General features: G+C 69.7%; 1 protein-coding gene. It reads right to left on the bottom strand.

The genetic code is table 11. The features are described from left to right. Positions 1–653: AMP-binding enzyme (locus tag ACLEQD_RS44870; RefSeq protein ID WP_410391987.1), on the bottom strand; the 653-nt coding region annotated here is incomplete at both ends.

The following is a 653-nucleotide window of genomic DNA, read 5'->3' as shown; positions in this document are numbered from 1 at the left end:
TTCCAGGCTCCGGCAGGGCCTTGCGGTCCACCTTGCCGTTGGCGTTGAGGGGCAGCGCGTCCAGCACGAGGAACGCGGAGGGCACCATGTACTCCGGCAGGTTCCGCCGGAGGTGGGCCTTGAGTGCGTCGGAGTCCAGCGCATGGCCTTCGCGCGCGGCGACGTAGCCGATGAGGCGCTTGTCCGTGTCCGCGCCCCGGGCCACGACAACGGCTTCGTTGACGCCAGGGAATGCACGCAGCGCTGCTTCGATTTCACCCAGCTCGATGCGGAAGCCGCGCACCTTCACCTGGAAGTCGACGCGGCCCAGGAAGTCGAGCGTGCCGTCCTCTCGCCAGCGGGCCTTGTCGCCCGTGCGGTAGAGGCGCTCGCCCGGCGTGGAAGCGAAGGGGTGGGGGACGAAGCGCTCCGCGGTCAGGTCCGGGCGGTGGAGGTAGCCCCAGGCGAGGCCCTGGCCACCGACGTACACCTCCCCCGCGACGCCCACGGGCACCGGACGCAGGTGCGCGTCGAGCACGTAGACGGTGGAGTTGGAGAGCGGCCGGCCAATGGGCACCGCACCATTCATCACCGAGTCGGGATGCATGGCGAAGGTGGCGGAGAAGGTGGTGTTCTCCGTGGGGCCGTAGCCGTTGAGGAAGGTGGTGCCTTCG

The organism is Corallococcus sp. 4LFB, assembly GCF_046520365.1.
Lineage (GTDB): Bacteria > Myxococcota > Myxococcia > Myxococcales > Myxococcaceae > Corallococcus > Corallococcus caeni.
The sequence above is the reverse complement of the archived record's forward strand: the minus strand, read 5'-3'. Positions and strand labels throughout refer to the sequence as shown.